We start from the raw sequence: 17376 nt of genomic DNA on the forward strand, positions 1-17376 counted from the left end.
GAGGGGGCATCAGCGTTGCTGCGGGTTGGCGTCGACCGGCGTCTGGTAGGCAGTATCCAGCTTTTTCTCCCAGATGCCCTGGGCATAACCGGTGGTGACCACACCAAGTCCAAAGATGAAGACCAGAATCCACAGTAGATCCGGTTTGCGTTGATTCATCGAAGAATGCCCCCCTAGGCATACGTTCAGGCTCGGCGACCTTCTAGGTGCCGCCGGAGCGTCTAGCTTTAAAATCGGCGCATTTTCCGACAACCTGAGTCGTCACGCAAACGTTGACGCCAACCGGCTGTCGGTTTCGTGCAACAGGTTATTTCAAACCTTTTCAGGAGCAGTATCCATGGCCTATTGGCTGATGAAGTCCGAGCCCGACGAGCTCTCGATCGAAGGCCTGGGTCGCCTGGGCGAGGCGCGCTGGGATGGCGTACGCAACTACCAGGCACGCAATTTCATGCGGGCCATGAGCGAGGGCGACGAGTTCTTCTTTTACCACTCCAGCTGCCCACAACCGGGTATTGCCGGCATCGCCCGGATCACGAAAGCGGCCTACCCGGACCCGACGGCACTGGACCCGGAAAGCCACTACTTCGACGCCAAGGCCAATGCCGAGAAGAACCCATGGAGCGCCGTGGACGTGGCCCACGTGAAGACATTCCGCCAGGTGCTGGGGCTGGGTTTGCTGAAGCAGCAGAGTGCGCTGGCGGAGTTGCCGCTGGTGCAGAAAGGCACGCGGTTGTCGGTGATGCCGGTGACTGAAGAGCAGTGGGCGGCGATCATCGCGCTGGCGCGCTGAACGCACTCGCCGGCCCCGACGCATTTCCTGTGGGAGCGGGTTTACCCGCGAACACCGGCGGAGCCGGTGCCATAAACTGCGCTGGATTCTTCGCGGGTAAACCCGCTCCCACAGTGATCGCGCTAGCTTCAGCGTTTCGACCACATCCCCCGAGGAGCCCGTGAGGTTCGACTCACTGCACGATCAGGTTATTGAACAGCAGATCCTCGACAATCGGCTTGCCCTCTTCCGCTTCCATCACCTGCTGCACTTGCTTCAACGCTTCCTGGCGCAGCTTCTCCTTGGCATCGACGTTGCTCATGGCATCTACCGTCTGCTGGGTGAACAGTGCCACCAACTGGTTGCGGATCAGTGGTTCCTGGTGCTTGACCGCAGCTGCTGCGGCATCGCCCGTCACGCGCAGGGCCACATCAGCCTTGTATACGCGCAGCTTGGGGCTGCCATCGAGGGCATAGTTGCCGACGAAGGGCGGGCTCAGGGTGATGTAGGAAACCTTCGGCTCCCCTTCCTTGGCTTCCTCGGCCATGGCCGCCGCTGGCAGCATCAGCGCCAGTACCATCAAGATCCACGCTTTCACGAATTCGCTCCTAGAAACAGTTGGCGCCAGCTTACCCAGCATGCCGGCCAAACCCAAGCCCGGGCTTGTGCCAGCACTTATACCAGCACATCAGGGCGGGGCATGCTCGTTGACCCGGCAGGTGCCCCTCCTACACTTATCGGCCACTACACGCAAAGGAATAGCCCCGATGAAAGCTGTGTTGTGCAAAACCCTGGGTCCGGCCCGCGACCTGGTGCTGGAAGACGTGGCCAGCCCTGTGCCGAAGAAGAACGAGATCCTGCTCGACGTGCAGGCTGCCGGGGTCAACTTCCCCGACACGCTGATCATCGAAGGCAAATACCAGTTCCAGCCACCCCTGCCATTCTCGCCGGGTGGCGAGGCTGCAGGCGTGGTCGCTGCGGTCGGCGAACGGGCCGGCACCTTCAAGGTGGGCGACCGGGTGATGGCCCTGACCGGCTGGGGGGCATTCGCCGAGCAGGTGGCGGTGCCGTTCTACAACGTGATGCCGATTCCCGAGCACATGGATTTTGCCACTGCCGCCGCGTTCGGCATGACGTATGGCACCTCGATGCATGCGCTCAAGCAGCGCGGCCAGCTGCAACCCGGCGAAACCCTGCTGGTGCTCGGTGCATCTGGTGGGGTTGGCCTGGCGGCGGTGGAGATCGGCAAGGCCATGGGGGCAAAAGTGATCGCCGCAGCCAGCAGCGCCGAGAAACTCGCCGTAGCCAAGGCTGCGGGGGCTGACGAACTGATCGACTACAGCCAGGCCAGCCTCAAGGAGGAGATCAAGCGCCTGACCGGCGGCCAGGGCGTCGATGTGATCTACGACCCGGTGGGTGGCGAGCTGTTCGACCAGGCCGTGCGCGGCTTGGCATGGCAGGGCCGGCTGCTGGTGGTTGGGTTTGCCAGCGGGACGATCCCGCAGATGGCGGCGAACCTGGTGCTGCTCAAAGGTGCGGCGGTACTTGGGGTGTTCTGGGGCGCGTTTGCCCAGCGCCAGCCAGAGGACAATGCCGCGAACTTCCGTCAGTTGTTTGCCTGGCATGCCGAAGGCAAGTTGAAGCCATTGGTGTCCAGGACTTATCCACTGGCTGAAGCCGGGGCTGCAATTGAAGCACTTGGGCAGCGGCGGGCTGTGGGTAAGTTGGTGGTACTGGCCCAGTAGGCAGGTCCGGCCTCTTCGCGGGCAAGCCCGCTCCCACATGGACCGCACAGGCCTTGAGGGTTGTGTGCTTTCGTGTGAGCGGGTTCACCCGCGAAGAGGCCCGTGCAGGTTATGGCAACGCCTGAACCGAGCTTCGAGGTTGCGATCCGGCATCTGGTGGCTGCGCAGCGCATCCAGGGTCTGCTCGACATAATCCCGCGTGGTGCCATAACGCCCCTTGGCACTGGCCAGAATCTGGCTGAGCAAGGTGTCCGGCAGGTTGCCTGCATAGCACGGCAGGTGCCGCTCCAGCACGAACCCCAGCGCCTGCACCTTGCTGCCATCACCCAGCCGGCACGTGAGCCAGTGCGGCCGATAGGCCGGATAAGGCATTTCCCGCTGCCAAAGGGCCATCAGCGAAGCGTCGAGGTTGCTTTCATCCAGGCGGTAGGCAAAACCGCTGCACGAGCCGCCGCGATCAAGCCCGAACACCAGGCCTGGCGTTTCCGGCGTGCCCCGGTGCTCGTGCGACCACAGGTACAACCCGCGGTGATAACCATGCACTCGCGCCCGCTGGCGTTCCACGGAGTTGCATTCCGGGCGCCAGATCAACGAGCCATAGGCGAACAACCAGACCGGGCCACCCTCATGGCGAGACATGGTCGTTTGCATGGAGTTGAGCAATTGCTCACGGGTCAGTTGCTGACCAAAGTCGAGCGACGGTGGATAAGCAACTTCCCAGGACAAACTTTCAAGTGCCGACATAAGCTGCCGCCATTATTCCCCGTGTACTACAGACGTAGCGAGAGTCGTGTGCCATGCGGCCTGCGCCGCCGCGCCAGGGGCGCTTGCATTAACCATAGGATAGAAACAGGAGAATGCTCAAGCCCCTGTGCGCAAGTTTCACGCACAGTTCCGACGACTGGGAAGTATTGTTTCGAGGGCGGTGAAAGTTAGTGGCGCAGGCGGTAACAATTACCGCCTTATACCCACTAGTTGAAACTTCGGTTATTAACCGCGTGGTGCGTAGGCAAACACATCGGCACGCATGCGATGCGCATCCATGCCAGCCTCGACCAGGGCGTCGAGCGTGGCATAGACCATGTTCGGCGAGCCACTGGCATACACATGCACGCTGTTGAGGTCCTTAACGTCCTCGCACACCGCCTCATGCAGCATGCCGCAGCGCCCTTCCCAGCCACACAGGTCACTGACCACCTTGTGCAGGAACAGGTTGGGCAAGCGCTGCCATTCGGCCCAATGCTCGATGCTGTAGAAGTCTTCCGGACGACGCACACCCCAGTACAGGTGCACCGGGTGCTTGAAGCCTTGGGCGCGGCAATGTTCGACCAGGCTGTGCATCTGGCCCATGCCGGTACCAGCGGCAATCAGCACCAGCGGCCCGTCAGGCAACTCGGCCAGGTGGGTATCGCCAAACGGCATTTCGATGCGCGCCACGCGGTCGCGCTGCAACTGTGCCAACAGTTGCTGGGCGCTGGGTTCGCGAACCAGCACGTGCAGCTCGAGATCTCGCCCGGAATGCGGCGCAGAGGCCAGCGAGAAGGCCGCCTGCTTGCCGCCCTCACGCTCGATCATCAAGTATTGCCCGGCGTGGTAACGCGGCGGTTTGCCGGCCGGCGCACGCAGGCGCACGCGCCAGACGTCGCCACCGACCTCGACGCATTCGCTTACGCTGCACGCCAGCTTGCGCACTGGCAGCTCGCCCAGGGCGAGCACACCATCCCAGAGCAACACACAGTCCTCCAGCGGTTCGGCAATGCAGGTGAACAACTCGCCATGGTCACGGACTTCACCGTCCTGACGCACGCTTCCTTCGACCAACAACGCGGCGCAGACATGGCAATTGCCATTGCGGCAGCTGTTCGGGCAGTCATAGCCCAGCCGCCGCGCTCCATCCAGGATCCGTTCCCCGGGTTCGAGCGCCAGCACCGCCCCGGACGGCTGCAACGTTACCTGCATCAATCTATTCCCAACTGATCCCACAGCTCATCGATACGGCGGGTGACGGCCTCGTCCTTGACGATGACCCGGCCCCATTCGCGTGTAGTCTCGCCCGGCCACTTGTGCGTGGCATCCAGGCCCATCTTCGACCCCAGCCCCGATACCGGCGACGCGAAGTCCAGGTAATCGATCGGCGTGTTGTCGATCATCACCGTATCACGCTTGGGGTCCATGCGCGTGGTAATGGCCCAGATCACATCGTTCCAGTCGCGGGCGTTGATGTCGTCGTCGGTGACAATAACGAACTTGGTGTACATGAACTGTCGCAGGAACGACCACACACCCAGCATCACGCGCTTGGCGTGGCCCGGGTACTGCTTTTTCATGGTCACCACCGCCATGCGGTACGAGCAGCCTTCCGGTGGCAGGTAGAAGTCGACGATCTCCGGGAACTGCTTCTGCAGGATCGGCACGAACACTTCGTTCAGCGCCACACCGAGAATCGCCGGCTCATCCGGCGGCCGGCCGGTGTAGGTGCTGTGGTAGATGGGCTTGTGCCGGTGGGTAATGCGCTCGACGGTGAACACCGGGAAGCTGTCCACTTCATTGTAGTAACCGGTATGGTCACCATACGGGCCTTCCGGGGCCATTTCGCCGGGGTGGATCACCCCTTCGAGGATGATCTCGGCGGTTGCCGGCACCTGCAGGTTGCTGCCACGGCACTTGACCAGCTCGGTACGGTTGCCGCGCAGCAGGCCGGCGAAGGCGTACTCGGAGAGGGTGTCCGGCACTGGCGTCACGGCGCCAAGGATGGTGGCCGGGTCAGCGCCCAGGGCCACGGCGACCGGGAATGGCTGGCCCGGGTTCTTCTCGCACCACTCGCGATAATCCAGGGCGCCGCCGCGGTGGCTCAGCCAACGCATGATCACCTTGTTGCGGCCGATCACCTGCTGGCGGTAGATGCCCAGGTTCTGGCGGTCCTTGTTCGGGCCGCGGGTCACAGTCAGGCCCCAGGTGATCAGCGGCGCCACGTCGCCCGGCCAGCAGTGCTGGATCGGCAGCTGGCCGAGGTCGACGTCATCGCCCTCGATGACCACTTCCTGGCACACCGCGTCCTTGACCACCTTCGGCGCCATCGACACGACCTTCTTGAAGATCGGCAGCTTGGACCAGGCGTCCTTCAGGCCTTTCGGCGGCTCGGGCTCCTTGAGGAAGGCCAGCAGCTTGCCGATTTCGCGCAGTTCGTCGACCGACTCGGCGCCCATGCCCATGGCCACGCGCTCGGGCGTGCCGAACAGGTTGCCCAGCACCGGGATGTCGAAGCCCGTGGGCTTTTCGAACAGCAACGCCGGGCCCTTGGCGCGCAGGGTGCGGTCGCAGACCTCGGTCATTTCCAGGACTGGGGAAATCGGAACCTGGATGCGCTTGAGTTCACCGCGCTGCTCCAGGCCACGAATGAAGTCGCGCAAATCGCGATACTGCATGCATGAGCCTCGTGTTGGCCGTATCGGTCGGGGGTGCAGAGTGTAGCGCCGTTCGGGCTTTGTTGGGGGGCAAAAATGCACTGGGGCCGCTTCGCAGCCCTTCGCGGGCACGCCCGCTCCCATTAGGATCGCACTGAACCTGTGGGAGCGGGCGTGCCCGCGAAGGGGCGCGAAGCGGCCCCAATCAATTCCAGCTAGAAACGCTTACTTGCGCTTCATCGACAGGAAGAACTCGTCGTTGGTCTTGGTCTGCTTGAGCTTGTCGACCAGGAACTCGATGGCGGCGATCTCGTCCATCGGGTGCAGCAGCTTGCGCAGGATCCACATGCGCTGCAGTTCGTCGTCAGCAGTCAGCAGCTCTTCGCGGCGAGTACCGGAACGGTTGATGTTGATGGCCGGGAAGACGCGCTTCTCGGCGATACGACGGTCCAGGGGCAGTTCCATGTTGCCGGTACCCTTGAACTCTTCGTAGATCACTTCGTCCATCTTCGAGCCGGTTTCGACCAGCGCGGTGGCGATGATGGTCAGCGAACCGCCTTCTTCGATGTTACGCGCGGCGCCAAAGAAGCGCTTCGGCTTCTCCAGGGCGTGGGCGTCGACACCACCGGTCAGCACCTTGCCGGAGCTCGGGATCACGGTGTTGTAGGCACGTGCCAGACGGGTGATGGAATCCAGCAGGATGACCACGTCCTTCTTGTGCTCGACCAGGCGCTTGGCCTTCTCGATGACCATTTCGGCAACCTGCACGTGGCGGGTTGGCGGCTCGTCGAAGGTCGAGGCAACCACTTCGCCGCGCACGGTGCGCTGCATTTCGGTCACTTCTTCCGGGCGCTCGTCGATCAGCAGGACGATCAGGTGGCACTCAGGGTTGTTACGGGTGATGTTCGCCGCGATGTTCTGCAGCATGATCGTCTTGCCGGCTTTTGGCGGAGCGACGATCAGGCCACGCTGGCCTTTGCCGATCGGGGCGCACAGGTCGATGACGCGACCAGTGAGGTCTTCGGTGGAGCCGTTGCCGGCTTCCATCTTCAGGCGCTTGTTCGGGAACAGCGGCGTCAGGTTTTCGAACAGGATCTTGTTCTTCGCGTTTTCCGGGCGGTCGAAGTTGATGGTGTCGACCTTCAGCAGGGCGAAGTAACGCTCCCCTTCCTTCGGTGGGCGGATCTTGCCGACGATGGTGTCGCCGGTACGCAGGTTGAAGCGGCGGATCTGGCTTGGCGAGACGTAGATGTCGTCGGGGCCGGCCAGGTAGGACGCATCAGCCGAACGCAGGAAACCGAAACCATCCTGGAGAATCTCCAGCACGCCGTCACCCGAGATCTCTTCGCCGCTTTTCGCGTGCTTCTTCAGCAGGGCGAAAATCACGTCCTGTTTGCGCGAACGGGCCATGTTTTCGATGCCCATCTGTTCGGCCATTTCCAAAAGATCGGTAATCGGCTTTTGCTTGAGTTCAGTCAGGTTCATAAGGGGAATGACGTAATCATGTAAGAAGGGAGAATTAAGCTTTGGCTTAATGAAGCCGCGCCGCTAGATGGCGACAGGATCGCGTACTGATTCGAATTAGGGATGCTTCGGCGACGGCGTGCAGAGGGCACTGGAGAAGCAGTGCGAGGCCGAATGTAACACTTGCTTTTTTCTGCGTCTAGTGCTCTGAAAAAGAAAAACCCCGCATTTGCGGGGCTTTTTCACATCACATCACAGGTGGGCGTCGAGGAACGCGGCCAGCTGCGATTTGGACAGGGCGCCGACCTTGGTGGCTTCGACGTTGCCGTTCTTGAACAGCATCAGGGTCGGGATGCCGCGCACGCCGTGCTTGGCCGGGGTTTCCTGGTTGTCGTCGATGTTCAGCTTGGCGACGGTCAGTTTGCCCTCGTAGGTAGCGGCGATGTCGTCCAGAACCGGAGCGATCATCTTGCATGGACCGCACCATTCAGCCCAGTAGTCGACCAGCACCGGGCCTTGAGCCTGCAGGACTTCGGCATCGAAGGTGGCGTCGGTGACGTGTTTGATCAGATCGCTGCTCATGGATATCTCCAGGGTCGTAAGCAAAAAAACGTGGCCCATGATAGCCGCACCCAGGCCCTACAGGAAGTCACGGACGATTGAGTGTAACTATAGTTGTGCAAGACGCCGCGAATCGAAACTGTCACACAAGTGTCATAGCATCGAATGGCACATTGCCTTGCATCAAGGCCCGGTGTGGTGCGCGTTGGCGTCAGCCAAGGATCGTGGCACGATTGCCGGGTTACCGACCGAGAACACACAGAATGCCGCATACCTCCGCGAAGAACCTGTCCCTGATCGCCGCCATCGACCTGGGCTCCAACAGCTTCCACATGGTCGTGGCCAAGGCGCACCACACCGAGATCCGCATTCTCGAGCGCCTCGGCGAGAAGGTTCAGCTGGCCGCCGGCATCGACGAAGAGCGCAAGCTCAGCGAAGAAGCCATGGAGCGAGGCCTGGAATGCCTCAAGCGTTTTGCCCAACTGATCAACGGCATGCCGGCAGGCTCCGTGCGCATCGTCGGCACTAACGCCCTGCGCGAAGCGCGCAACCGCAACGAATTCATCCAGCGTGCCGAAGCCATCCTCGGCCACCCGGTGGAGGTCATCTCCGGCCGTGAAGAGGCGCGCCTGATCTACCTCGGTGTGTCGCACACCCTGGCTGATACCCCCGGCAAGCGCCTGGTCGCCGACATCGGCGGCGGCAGTACCGAGTTCATCATCGGCCAGCGCTTCGAGCCGCTGCTGCGCGAAAGCCTGCAGATGGGCTGCGTGAGCTTCACCCAGCGCTACTTCCGTGACGGCAAGATCACCCCGGCGCGCTACGCCCAGGCCTACACCGCCGCACGCCTGGAGCTGATGAGCATCGAAAACGCCCTGCATCGCCTGACCTGGGACGAGGCCATCGGCTCGTCCGGCACTATCCGCGCCATCGGCGCGGCGATCAAGGCCGGCGGCCTGGGCAACGGCGAGGTCAATGCCGAGGGCCTGGCCTGGGTCAAGCGCAAACTGTTCAAGCTGGGCGAAGTCGACAAGATCGACTTCGAAGGCATCAAGCCTGACCGGCGCACCATCTTCCCGGCCGGCCTGGCGATTCTCGAGGCGATCTTCGACGCCCTGGAACTGCAACGCATGGAGCATTGCGACGGCGCGCTGCGCGAAGGCGTGCTGTTCGACCTGCTTGGCCGCCATCACCACGAGGATGTGCGCGAGCGCACCCTCAACTCGCTGATGGAGCGTTATCACGTCGACCAGGGGCAGGCAGCGCGCGTCGAGCGCAAGGCCTTGAACGCCTTCGACCAGGTGGCCAAGGCATGGCAGCTTGAAGACGGAAACTGGCGCGATCTGCTGGGTTGGGCGGCGAAAATCCACGAAATCGGGCTGGATATCGCTCACTACCACTACCACAAGCACGGCGCCTACCTGATCGAGCACTCCGACCTGGCCGGCTTCTCACGGGACGAGCAGCAGATGATGGCCCTGCTGGTGCGCGGCCATCGCCGCAACATCCCCAAGGACAAGTTCACGGAATTCGGCGACGACGCCGTGCAACTGATTCGCCTGTGCGTGCTGCTGCGCTTCGCCATCCTGTTCCACCACATCCGTGGCAACCAGCAGATGCCCAAGGTCAACCTGCAGGCCGGCGAAAGCAGCCTCGAGGTGGTGTTCCCGGAAGGCTGGCTTGAGCAGAACCAGCTGACCCAGGCCGACTTCGCCAACGAGGCGGAGTGGCTGGCCCGGGTCGGCTTCGTCCTCAGCGTACGTTGAGGACCGGGTTGCTCAGGCGCTCCAGCAGGGTCGCCTGGGCACTGCGCGGGTTCTGGTTGCCGGTCGGGGTGCTGCGCACGTAGCGCCCGTCTGGCTGCAGGGTCCAGGCGTGGGTGTTGTCGGTCAGGTAGCCTTCCAGCTCCTTCTTCACCCGCAACAACAGCTTCTTGCCCTCCACCGGGAAGCACGTCTCGACACGCTTGTCGAGGTTACGCTCCATCCAGTCGGCGCTGGACAGGTAGATCTGCTCTTCGCCGCCATTGAGGAAATAGAACACCCGCGTGTGCTCGAGGAAGCGGCCGATGATCGAGCGCACCTGGATGTTGTGCGAAACCCCCGGAATGCCTGGGCGCAGGCAGCACATGCCACGCACCACCAGGTCGATCTTCACGCCCGACTGGCTGGCCTTGTACAGCGCCTTGATGACCTTGGCGTCGGTCAGCGAGTTGAACTTGGCGATGATGTGCGCAGGCTTGCCCTCCAGGGCGAACTGGGTCTCCCGGGCAATCATGTCGAGCATGCCCTTCTTCAGGGTGAACGGCGCGTGCAGCAGCTTCTTCATGCGCAGGGTCTTGCCCATGCCGATCAGCTGGCTGAACAGCTTGCCGACGTCCTCGGTGAGGGCGTCGTCAGAGGTCAGCAGGCTGTAGTCGGTGTACAGGCGGGCGTTGCCGGCGTGGTAGTTGCCGGTACCCAGGTGCGCGTAACGCACGATCTCGCCCTGCTCGCGGCGCAGGATCAGCATCATCTTGGCGTGGGTCTTGAAGCCGACCACACCGTAGATCACCACCGCACCGGCCGCTTGCAGGCGGCTGGCCATCTGCAGGTTGGACTCTTCGTCGAAGCGCGCGCGCAGCTCGATCACCGCAGTGACCTCCTTGCCGTTACGCGCTGCATCCACCAGCGCGTCGACGATCTCCGAGTTGGCCCCGGAACGGTACAAGGTCTGGCGCACGGCGAGCACGTGCGGGTCCTTGGCGGCCTGGCGCAGCAGGTCGATCACCGGCGTGAAGGACTCGAACGGGTGCATCAGCAGGATGTCCTGCTTGCCGATCACGCTGAAGATGTTGTCGGCGTTCTGCAGCAGCTTGGGGATGGCCGGGGTGAACGGCGTGTACTGCAGCTCCGGGTGGCTGTCGAGGCCGGTGATGCTGAACAGGCGGGTCAGGTTGACCGGGCCGTTGACCTGGTAGAGCTCGCTCTCGCTGAGGCTGAACTGCTTGAGCAGGTAGTCCGACAGGTGTTTCGGGCAGGTGTCGGCCACTTCCAGGCGCACCGCATCGCCGTAGCGGCGCGAGAACAGCTCACCGCGCAAGGCGCGGGCGAGGTCGTCGACTTCCTCGGAATCCAGCGCCAGGTCGGCGTTACGGGTCAGGCGGAACTGGTAGCAACCCTTGACCTTCATGCCCTGGAACAGGTCATCGGCGTGGGCGTGGATCATCGACGACAGGAACACGTAATTGTCGCCTGGGCCACCGACGTCTTCCGGCACGCGAATGACGCGTGGCAGCAGACGCGGTGCCGGGATGATCGCCAGGCCAGAATCGCGGCCAAAGGCGTCGACGCCTTCGAGCTCGACGATGAAGTTCAGGCTCTTGTTCACCAGCAGCGGGAACGGGTGGGTCGGGTCGAGGCCGATCGGGGTGATGATCGGCGCGATCTCGTCGCGGAAGAAGCGCCGCACCCAGGTCTTGAGCTTCGGCGTCCAGTAGCGGCGACGAATGAAGCGGATGGCGTGCTTTTCCAGCTCCGGCAGCAGCACGTCGTTGAGGATCGCGTACTGGCGCTCCACCTCGATATGCACCAGCTCGCTGATGCGCGCCAGCGCCTGGTGCGGCTGCAGGCCGTCGGCGCCGGCCAGCTCGCGGGCGAAGTTGATCTGCTTCTTCAGGCCGGCGACGCGGATCTCGAAGAACTCGTCGAGGTTGCTGGAGAAGATCAGCAGGAATTTGAGGCGTTCGAGCAGCGGGTACGATTCATCCAGCGCCTGTTCCAGCACGCGGATGTTGAATTGCAGCTGGGAAAGTTCGCGATGAATGTACAGGCTGCTGTCGTCCAGGCTCGGGACGGCGATGGCCGGTGCCGGCGCGGGGGCCGGGGCGGCGACTTCGACCACCGGCTCCACGACCTCGGGCAAGTCCGGCGGGGTCTGTACCATCTCTTCGGGGACTGCCTGGGCGTCCTTGATCGCGACAGGGGTTAGCACTTCATTATTCATCTGACGTTCCTGAGGACGTTAACGCCCTATGATCAATTGAGCGGCAAGATAAGCGTCCATTATGACGGCTGTGTTACAGCTTCGCGCAAGCCGCGACTTAAGGCTGCCGGTATTGTCCGTGTAGGAATTGTTCACGTCGAGACACATTTGGACACTTTCACGAATGCGCGCGAAGGGGTAGGCTGCGCGTTCATTTCGCCAGCACCTCAGAAAATGCTCCAACAATTCCTGCAGGATTTCGGCTACTTTGCCCTTTTTCTAGGCACCTTCTTCGAAGGCGAGACCATTCTGGTCCTTGCGGGCTTCCTTGCGTTCCGCGAATACATGGACATCAAGCTGGTGGTTTTGGTGGCCTTCTGTGGCAGCTACGCCGGCGACCAGCTGTGGTACTTCATGGGCCGGCGGCACGGGCGCAAGATCCTCGCGCGCAAGCCGCGCTGGCAAGCCATGGGTGACCGGGCGCTGGAGCACATCCGCCGCCACCCGGACATCTGGGTGCTGAGCTTCCGCTTCGTCTACGGCCTGCGCACGGTGATGCCGGTGGCCATCGGCCTGTCCGGCTACCCCCCACGCCGTTACCTGCTGCTCAACGGTATCGGCGCCGCGGTATGGGCCCTGGCACTGGGCCTGGCGGCCTACCACTTCGGCGCCATCCTCGAAGGCATGCTGGGCAGCATCAAGAAGTACGAGCTATGGGTGCTCGGCGGCCTGTTGCTGCTGGGTGGCCTGCTGTGGCTGCGCCGGCGCTTTCGCACCATCCGCGCCGAGCGCCGCGCGGCGGCAGAAGAGCAGCCCGCCAGCACTGAGCAGCAGGTAACCACCGAGAAGCAGCCAGAACACGGGCACGACCACCGCTAAGCCCAGCGAGCCGGCCAGGTAAAGCGCCGGCACCAGCGTCAGCAGGCGCGCCAGCTCCAGGCGCACCGCCCACGGCCGGTTTTCCAGAGCCGCTCCCAGAACGAACAAGCCAAACGCCATCAACGACCAGCCGAGCACCAGAGCGGCGCTCGGCACACGCTCGGCCACGTCCATCAGGTAGCTGCCCAGCGCGATGTAGGCGACGAACTGCACCGCCACGTACACCTGCCACGCCCGGCCCAGGGCAATCTCGAACTTGCGGAACAGCGCCAGGTTCTGTTTTGCCTGTGGATAAGCGGCCGCAACATCGGCCGGACGCCAGCCAGTGGGCATGAACCAGATGCGCAGCTTGTCCTGCCAGCGGCGGGTTCGGCGGGCGTCGCTGCACAACTGGGCGTAGAACTGCAGGTTGGCCCACAACGGGTTCCAGCTGGCCAACGGCGTGGTCACGCCGAATACCACCGGCTCGGCCGGGTCCTCTTCCTTGAACGTGCCGAACAGTCGATCCCAGACAATGAACACACCGCCGTAGTTACGATCCAAGTAGGCAGGATTCTGCGCATGGTGGACGCGATGGTTGGATGGCGTGATCAGCACCCACTCGAGCCAGCCCAGCTTGGGGATGTGCCGGGTGTGCACCCAGAACTGGTACAGCAGGTTCAGCGACGCCACGGTGATGAACACCACCGGCGGCACGCCGATCAGCGCCAGCGGCAAGTAGAAGATCCACGAGAAGATGAAGCCGCTGCTGGTCTGGCGCAGGGCGGTGGTGAGGTTGTACTCCTCGCTCTGGTGATGCACCGAATGCGCCGCCCACAGCACGTTGCGCTCATGGCCCAGGCGGTGCAGCCAGTAGTAGCACAGGTCGTACAGCACGAAGGCCAGCAACCAGACCCACACGGCGTTCTGCGGCAACTGCAGCAGCGCCATGTGCTCCCAGGCCAGTGCGTAGGTCAGCAGCCCTGCTCCCTTGGTCAGCAGACCGGTGCTGGTGGACAGCGCGCCGGTGCTGAGGCTGTTGATCGAATCGGCCAGGGTGAAGTTGCGCTGGCCGCGCACGCGGTCGGCGACCAGCTCCACCGCGATCAGCACGAAGAAGAACGGCACGGCCAGCAGAATCAGGTCCATGGGCAACGCTCTCGAAGGTTATCCACAGAGATTAGGATGCGCCCGCCGTAATCCCTATGGCCACATCTGCCAAACTAGAGGACATTTAGCGCCTCGAAAATGGAGTAATGAGCATGACCAAGAAAGTAGCGGTGATTCTTTCCGGCTGTGGCGTGTACGACGGTGCCGAAATCCACGAAAGCGTGATCACCCTGCTGCGCCTCGACCAGCGCGGCGCACAGGTGCAGTGCTTTGCGCCTAACATCGCGCAGATGCACGTGATCGACCACCTGACCGGCGAGGAAATGCCCGAATCACGCAACGTGCTGACCGAGTCGGCGCGCATCGCCCGTGGCGAGGTGAAGGATATCCGCGAAGCCAAGGCCGAGGATTTCGACGCGTTGATCGTACCCGGCGGTTTCGGCGCGGCGAAGAACCTGTCCAACTTTGCCGTGGAAGGCGCCGAGTGCACCGTGAACCCGGATGTGCTGGCACTGGCCGAAGCCTTCGCCGAGGCCTGCAAGCCGGTCGGCCTGATCTGCATCTCGCCGGCGCTGGCGGCGAAGATCTATGGCCCGGGCGTGGTCTGCACCATCGGCAATGACGCGGGTACTGCGTCGGCCGTGGAGAAGATGGGTGGCAAGCATGAAGAGTGCGATGTGCATGACATCGTCGAAGACAGCCAGCGCAAGCTGGTCACCACCCCGGCCTACATGGTCGCCAAGTCGATCAGCGAAGCCGCCGGTGGCATCTACAAGCTGGTCGACCGGGTGCTGGAGCTGACCCACGAAGGGGAGTGATCAGCCTCTGCTCAGGCGGGTCAGGATGCGGTCCAGGGCATTGGCGAAGGCCTGCTTCTCGCGTTCGCCATAGGGTGCCTGCCCGCCTCCGACCTGGCCCTGCTCGCGCAGCTCGGTAAACAGGTTACGCACGGCCAGGCGCTCGCCCATGTTGCGTTCGTCGAACTCGCGGCCACGCGGGTCCAGGGCTGCCACGCCCTTCTTGATCAGGCGGTCGGCCAGCGGCACGTCGCTGCAGATCACCAGCTCGCCAGGCACGGCGTGCTCGACCAGGTAATCATCGGCTGCATCCATGCCGCTGGGCACCACGATCAGGCGAACGATGGCGAAGGCCGGCTTGGCCACGGCCTGGCCGGCGACCATCACCACCTCGAGCTGGCGCTTGAGGGCGAATTTGACGATCAGGTCCTTGGCTGCCTTGGGGCAGGCGTCGGCGTCGATCCAGATGCGCATTCAGTCAGATCTCTTCATTCCTGCACCGGCCTCTTCGCGGGCAAGCCCGCTCCCACAGGTTCACCACCCGCTCGAACAGCAAGGTATTCCTGTGGGAGCGGGCTTGCCCGCGAAGAGGCCAGCAGCATCAACCTTTAAACGGCAGCCCGGCGCTTCTCGGCCAGGCGACTACGCCCATACAACACCAGAATCGCCAGCAGCGCCAGCGCCTGGGCACTGAGCGAGTACACATCAGGGTGAATCCCCAGCCAGTCGAACTCGAAGAACGCCACCGGCCGCGTACCCAGCACGCCCGCCTCTTGCAGCGCCTTCACGCCATGCCCGGCGAACACCACCGACAGCGCGCACAGCAGCCCGGCGTTGATGCTGAAGAACAGCGACAGCGGCAGCTTCGCCGAACCGCGCAGGATCACCCAGGCCAGGCCCACCAGCAGCACCAACGCCGTGGCACCACCGGCCAGCACCGCCTGGTGGCCAGCCGGGCCAGCTTGCAGCCACAGGGTTTCGTAGAACAGGATCACTTCGAACAGCTCGCGGTACACCGAGAAGAACGCCAGCACGGCAAAACCGAAGCGCCCGCCGCCACTGACCAGGCTGCTCTTGATGTAGTCCTGCCAGGCGGCAGCGTGACGGCGGTCGTGCATCCACACGCCCAGCCACAGCACCATGACGCTGGCGAACAAGGCCGTACTGCCTTCCAGAAGCTCGCGCTGGGCACCACCGACGTCGATCACATAGGCCGCCACGGCCCAGGTCGCGAAGCCCGCGACCAGCGCCAGGCCCCAGCCGATATTGACGCTGCGAATGGCCGATTGCTGGCCAGTGTTGCGCAGAAACGCCAGCACAGCGGCCAGAACCAGGATCGCCTCCAGGCCCTCACGCAGCAGGATCAGCAGGCCGGAAATGAAGCTCAGCGACCAGCTCAGGCCATCGCTGCCCAGCAGCTTGGCCGCCTGGTCGAGCTTGGTTTTCGCTTCGGCCAGGCGCTGTTCGGCCTGGGCGACCGGCAGGCCGTCCTGCAATGACTGACGGTAGGCCATCAGGGCCTTTTCGGTGGTCTTGCGCGCTTCGGTGTCGATGTTGTCCAGCGAGCTTTCGACCAGCTCGAAACCTTCCAGATAAGCCGCCACCGACAGGTCATAGGCCTGGTCGTGGTCACCTGCACGGTAGGCCGCCAGGCTCTTGTCCAGGGTGCTGGCGGTGTATTCAAGCAACTGCGAAGGGCCGCGCTTGACCTGCGGCGGCTGGGCGCGCTGGGCGCGGAATGCCTCGACCACGGCGGCGCCTTCATTGGCGGCGACTTCGGCCGGCGTTTGCCGGGCCAGATCGGCGATGTTCCAGGTCTTGTCGCCTTTGGCGGCTTCTGGCTTGGCCGTGAAGCTGGCGATGTAGGCAGCCACATCCCAACGCTGGCGCTCATCCAGCTGGTCGGCGAACGACGGCATCTCGGTGCCGTCGATGCCCAGTGCCAGGGTGTTGTAGAGGTCGAACAGGCTCAGCTGATCGAGGCGTACGGTGTCCCGCAGGTTGGCAGGCGCTGGCTCCAGGCCCACGCCCGCCGGGCCGTCGCCAGCGCCGGTATCGCCGTGGCAGATGGCGCAGTTCTGCGCATACAGCGAGGCGCCACGGGCCGGGTCCGGGGTGATCACCGGGGCTTGGCTGACCTCGTAGGCCACCGCCAGGCGCGCGCCCAGCTGGCGGGCCTGCCTGGCTACCGCTGCGCCGTCCTGGCGCTGGTCGATGGCCTGTCGAAGTGCTTGCACACCTTGCTGCAGGCCGGCTTGCTCGGCATTGGCCGGCAGGCCTTTGACCAGGTCGGCCAGCACTGTGCCGAATTCTTGCTGCTCACGGTATTCGCCGTCTTCGATCACCTTGCCGTTGTCCACGGTCGGCGGGTAGTCGGCACCAATATAGTCCAGCAAATGCAGGGCTTTGGCGGCGTCGGCGGGCGCTTCGGCCTGCACTAGCGAACTGCACAGCGCCAGCACCGGGCCGAGCAGGATAGCTGGCAACCAGGCGAGCAGACGGGAACGGGTTTTCATGGCCAGTCTCGAAGGGAATGCGAAAGAGAACATTGTTCACTTCCACTCCTGCTTGCTCAAGGTTTGCCGACGGATTTCATGAAAAATTCGGCAACAAATTGGCAGCCATACGACCCCTCAATGACCGTCCCTGTAAAAATAAAGGCACTTTGCCACTGCGCGCTCGGCACTTTGAATATAATCCGCAGT

General features: G+C 63.2%; 15 protein-coding genes and 1 pseudogene. 5 read left to right on the top strand and 11 right to left on the bottom strand.

From position 1 onward, the window contains the following. Positions 1-9: 9 nt before the first annotated feature. Positions 10-159 (bottom strand): hypothetical protein, encoded by a 150-nt coding sequence (locus CAF78_RS28580; RefSeq protein WP_177408540.1) that lies wholly within the window; start codon positions 157-159, stop codon positions 10-12. A gap of 178 nt (positions 160-337) precedes the next feature. On the opposite strand from CAF78_RS28580, the gene CAF78_RS14885 reads away from it, so the two are divergent. Then, positions 338-790 carry an EVE domain-containing protein gene (locus CAF78_RS14885; RefSeq protein WP_085676403.1) on the top strand — a complete coding sequence of 151 codons (453 nt, stop codon included), beginning with the start codon at positions 338-340 and terminating at the stop codon, positions 788-790. A gap of 172 nt (positions 791-962) precedes the next feature. On the opposite strand, the gene CAF78_RS14895 is transcribed toward CAF78_RS14885, so the two are convergent. Then, positions 963-1367: a flagellar basal body-associated protein FliL gene (locus CAF78_RS14895; protein WP_085676405.1), complete on the bottom strand. Its 405-nt coding sequence runs from the start codon at positions 1365-1367 to the stop codon at positions 963-965. A 169-nt stretch (positions 1368-1536) separates the two neighbouring features. Here CAF78_RS14895 and CAF78_RS14900 point away from each other — a divergent pair, with 169 nt between their 5' ends. After that, positions 1537-2514: an NADPH:quinone oxidoreductase family protein gene (locus tag CAF78_RS14900; protein WP_085676406.1), complete on the top strand. Its 978-nt coding sequence runs from the start codon at positions 1537-1539 to the stop codon at positions 2512-2514. 84 nt (positions 2515-2598) lie between these two features. Here the strand turns inward: CAF78_RS14900 and CAF78_RS14905 are convergent, their stop codons facing one another. The 5 genes from CAF78_RS14905 to trxA form a co-directional block, all read right to left on the bottom strand. After that, on the bottom strand, positions 2599-3258 hold the full coding sequence (locus CAF78_RS14905) for a gamma-glutamylcyclotransferase (protein ID WP_085676407.1): 660 nt from the start codon (positions 3256-3258) through the stop codon (positions 2599-2601). 246 nt (positions 3259-3504) lie between these two features. After that, on the bottom strand, positions 3505-4473 hold the full coding sequence (locus CAF78_RS14910) for a CDP-6-deoxy-delta-3,4-glucoseen reductase (RefSeq protein ID WP_085676408.1): 969 nt from the start codon (positions 4471-4473) through the stop codon (positions 3505-3507). Further along, the gene (gene ubiD / locus CAF78_RS14915; protein ID WP_085676409.1) at positions 4473-5939 is read right to left on the bottom strand and encodes a 4-hydroxy-3-polyprenylbenzoate decarboxylase; all 1467 of its coding nucleotides are present in this window, start codon (positions 5937-5939) and stop codon (positions 4473-4475) included. Before ubiD ends, CAF78_RS14910 begins: the two co-directional genes overlap by 1 nt. A 204-nt stretch (positions 5940-6143) precedes the next feature. After that, positions 6144-7403, bottom strand: coding sequence for a transcription termination factor Rho (gene rho / locus CAF78_RS14920; protein ID WP_003253661.1), 1260 nt, complete (start codon positions 7401-7403; stop codon positions 6144-6146). Between the two features lie 231 nt (positions 7404-7634). Then, positions 7635-7964 (bottom strand): thioredoxin TrxA, encoded by a 330-nt coding sequence (gene trxA / locus CAF78_RS14925; RefSeq protein ID WP_085676410.1) that lies wholly within the window; start codon positions 7962-7964, stop codon positions 7635-7637. A gap of 242 nt (positions 7965-8206) precedes the next feature. Here trxA and ppx point away from each other — a divergent pair, with 242 nt between their 5' ends. Beyond that, complete coding sequence (gene ppx, locus CAF78_RS14930) at positions 8207-9709, top strand: exopolyphosphatase (protein WP_085676411.1); 1503 nt, start codon at positions 8207-8209, stop codon at positions 9707-9709. Here the strand turns inward: ppx and ppk1 are convergent. After that, positions 9696-11927, bottom strand: a complete 2232-nt coding sequence (gene ppk1 / locus CAF78_RS14935) for a polyphosphate kinase 1 (protein ID WP_085676412.1) — start codon at positions 11925-11927, stop codon at positions 9696-9698. The two genes, ppx and ppk1, sit on opposite strands and share 14 nt — an antisense overlap. Before the next feature lie 213 nt (positions 11928-12140). On the opposite strand from ppk1, the gene CAF78_RS14940 reads away from it, so the two are divergent. Next, positions 12141-12785: a DedA family protein gene (locus CAF78_RS14940; RefSeq protein WP_177408541.1), complete on the top strand. Its 645-nt coding sequence runs from the start codon at positions 12141-12143 to the stop codon at positions 12783-12785. Positions 12786-13286: 501 nt separating this feature from the next. Here CAF78_RS14940 and CAF78_RS28755 read toward each other — a convergent pair. Next, a pseudogene (locus tag CAF78_RS28755) lies at positions 13287-13913 on the bottom strand (sterol desaturase family protein); the annotation flags it as partial. Positions 13914-14026: 113 nt separating this feature from the next. Between CAF78_RS28755 and elbB the strand changes: the two are divergent. Continuing rightward, the gene (elbB, locus tag CAF78_RS14950; protein WP_085676414.1) at positions 14027-14692 is read left to right on the top strand and encodes an isoprenoid biosynthesis glyoxalase ElbB; all 666 of its coding nucleotides are present in this window, start codon (positions 14027-14029) and stop codon (positions 14690-14692) included. Here elbB and CAF78_RS14955 read toward each other — a convergent pair whose 3' ends face one another. Beyond that, positions 14693-15145, bottom strand: coding sequence for a YaiI/YqxD family protein (locus CAF78_RS14955; protein WP_060477194.1), 453 nt, complete (start codon positions 15143-15145; stop codon positions 14693-14695). It abuts the gene before it with no gap. Positions 15146-15279: 134 nt separating this feature from the next. Then, a complete protein-coding gene (locus tag CAF78_RS14960; RefSeq protein WP_085676415.1) occupies positions 15280-17220 on the bottom strand; it encodes an FTR1 family protein in 1941 nt (646 codons plus the stop codon). Between the last annotated feature and the right edge of the window lie 156 nt (positions 17221-17376).

It is taken from the genome of Pseudomonas sp. R28(2017) (assembly GCF_002112505.1).
Taxonomy (GTDB): Bacteria; Pseudomonadota; Gammaproteobacteria; order Pseudomonadales; family Pseudomonadaceae; genus Aquipseudomonas.